General features: G+C 73.9%; 2 protein-coding genes and 2 pseudogenes. All 4 read right to left on the bottom strand.

Going from position 1 to position 2,469, the window contains the following annotated elements; genetic code table 11:
- Positions 1 to 414 (bottom strand): annotated as a pseudogene (locus EF918_RS34760) (hypothetical protein); the annotation flags it as partial.
- Between the two features lie 177 nt (positions 415 to 591).
- On the bottom strand, positions 592 to 1,281 hold the full coding sequence (locus EF918_RS34755; RefSeq protein ID WP_125652848.1) for a LysE family translocator: 690 nt from the start codon (positions 1,279 to 1,281) through the stop codon (positions 592 to 594).
- 70 nt (positions 1,282 to 1,351) lie between these two features.
- Entirely contained in the window at positions 1,352 to 1,771 is a 420-nt protein-coding gene (locus EF918_RS34750) for a nuclear transport factor 2 family protein (protein WP_125652847.1), read from the bottom strand.
- A gap of 76 nt (positions 1,772 to 1,847) precedes the next feature.
- Positions 1,848 to 2,469: pseudogene (locus EF918_RS39235) on the bottom strand (hypothetical protein); the annotation flags it as partial.

The raw sequence follows: 2,469 nt of genomic DNA, 5'->3' as shown, positions 1-2,469 counted from the left end.
GTCCTGGGCCATGGCCGCGGCGCGGCGGCGGTTGTCGAGGTTGGCGGCGTAGCGCTCCGGCGGGGGAGAGCTGTCGGAGAAGCGGGTGGGGGAGGGGGCCGGGACGTCGGGCGAGGCCGCGGCGGAGAGCGGCACGACGACCGCGGCGGCGATCAGGCCGGCCAGAGCGGTGCGGAGCAGCCGCCCGCGCCTGTGGATTCCGCTGTGCGTGCGGCGTCCGCTGCGTCCGTTCCTCTCGTTGCCGTTGCTGCCGTTGCTGCCGTTGCTGCCGTTGCTGCCCGCGCTGCCCTTGCTGCCCTCGCTGTGCGGGCCGTGCGCGCCGCCGCCGTGCGTGCCGTGCCCGTTGCGCATGCCGCGTATATCGCACGGCCGGGGGGTGCGGTCGCTGCTGCGCTGGGGGCTGCTGCTGGTCATGCGGCGTCCTTCGGTCCGGAGCGAGGAGAGGCCTTCTCTCCGGTACCGAAGCTAGGAACTGCCGCCTGTGGTCGGCGTCCCGCTGTGGAGCGGGGTTTGTTTGTAGCTCTTAGGTATTACGGGGGTGACGGGGAGGGCGAAGTGCAGTAGCCCGGTGGAGTCGTTGCCGAGCGTGCGTCACGACGCCGCCGTCGCCACGCGTACCCCGAAGGCGATCAGGACGATTCCTGTCAGCCGGTCCAGCGCGCGGCGTACGCGGGGGCGGGTGAACAGGCGCTGGGCGCGCGACAGGACGTACACGTACGAGCCGAGCCAGAGCAGTGTCAGCAGCACGTGGACCAGGACCAGCAGGCCCATGCCGGTCGCCGGGGGCAGGCCGGGCGGGACGGGTGGCGCGAGGGTGGGGAGGAGGCCGGTGTAGAAGACGGCGATCTTGGGGTTGAGGAGGTTGGCGACCAGACCGGTGCGCCAGGCGCCGCCGTTGCTGCTGCCGTTGCCGTTGCCGCTGGCGTTGCCGTTGCCGCCGGCGTCAGGGCTGTCGCCGCTCGTGCCGGCACCGTCGTCGATGCGCACCCCGGTGTCGCGGCCCGCTCGACGCAGGGACTGCACGCCGAGGAACACCAGGTAGGCCGCGCCCGCCAGTTTCACCGCCAGGTACACCTCGGCGGACGCGGCGAGCAGCGCCGCCAGGCCGGCGGCCGTGAGGGCGCCCCACACGAGCAGGCCGCAGGCGATGCCGGCGACGGTCCGCAGGCCGTCCGCCCGCCCGGCGGCCACGGCGCGCCGGGTCACAACGGCCATGTCCGGCCCCGGCACGAGCGTGAGCAGGGCGAGTAGGCCGGTGGCGGTCAGCAGGTGCGCGAGCATGCGGACCAGCATGCCGTACGGGTGGCTCGGCCGTGCCGTGCCCGTCGGGTCGGCTTTCCTGCCTCAGCGGCTACGCAGGCTCCGCCTGTTCCAGTGGTTTGAGGGGTTCGACGTAGCCCGCGCGCCAGCGGGGCGCCGGGTCCTGGCCGGGACAGGTCCAGTACTCGCGGGCGCCGACGACCTGGCCGTCGCGTACGGTCCACAGCGAGACGGCGCGGTAGACGAGGTGTTCGTGCGCCATCTCGATCTCGGTGACCACCTGGTCCCCGTCGGCGAGGGCGCGCAGGACCTGGACCGGCGTGCGGTCGGCGTACGGGGCGGCGTCACCGGTGTCGCTCAGTACCGCGAGGAGGTTGGCGCGGCCGACGATCCGTTCGGCGCTGACCGGCCACTCGACGACGGCGTCCTCGGCGACCAGCGCGCCGACCGCGGACCAGTCGTGTGCGCTGATGCGTTCCCACAGATCTGTCACCACCCTCAACGGCTCCATGGGCGGCAGTGTGCGGGGCGGCGTGCCGGCCACAACAGGCTTTACGTGCAGGCTTATTGACTTCGACACAATCGGATCAGTCCCGGTGGTACGTGAGGGGCGGCCGGCCGCTGTCCACCAGCTCCCGTTGGAGCGTGCCGTCGGGGAGGAGCCGTAGGCGGCTCCAGGGGCCCGGCTCGCAGGACGGGGGGCCGCCTGCGGAGAGGGCCGACGCGCCGAGTTCCACGGCGTCGCCGCCGTGCTGGAGCGGGGCGGTCCAACTGCACGAGTAGTCCCGGTCCTGGACCGAGAGCGTCATCACCGGGTCGCCGACCTTGCCGGGGGTGAGGGTGAGTTGCCAGGTCTGGGTGGTGGAGGTGGTGCGCCAGGTGCCGACGTAGGCGGGTGGGAGGGCGTCGGTCGGCGGGGATGACGGGGCCGAAGGCGCCGACGGGGCCGTTGGTACCGAAGCGGAACCGGATCCGGAAGCGGAGCCGGATCCGGAAGCGGAGCCGGAGCCCGGGGCCGAGCCCGGTCCGGAGGTCGTGGGCCCGCCGGGACCGGCGGTTCCGGTCGGAGCCGGGGCCGTGCGGGTGCGCTGGCCGGGGACTCCGGGGGTGGTGTCGCCGCCGCGGACCACGGCGTAGACGGTGCCGCCGGCCGTGACCGCGACGACGGCGGCCACCGCCAGGAGGAAGGCGGTCGAGGCGGCGCGGGGG

Source organism: Streptomyces sp. WAC06614 (assembly GCF_003949795.1).
In the GTDB taxonomy this organism is placed as follows: Bacteria; Actinomycetota; Actinomycetes; order Streptomycetales; family Streptomycetaceae; genus Streptomyces.
The sequence above is the reverse complement of the archived record's forward strand: the minus strand, read 5'-3'. Positions and strand labels throughout refer to the sequence as shown.

Bases quoted from the DNA above. Each gene is read 5' to 3' on its own strand.
- EF918_RS34755 (WP_125652848.1), bottom strand. From the start codon at position 1,281: ATGCTCGCGCACCTGCTGACCGCCACCGGCCTACTCGCCCTGCTCACG.
- EF918_RS34750 (WP_125652847.1), bottom strand. From the start codon at position 1,771: ATGGAGCCGTTGAGGGTGGTGACAGATCTGTGGGAACGCATCAGCGCA.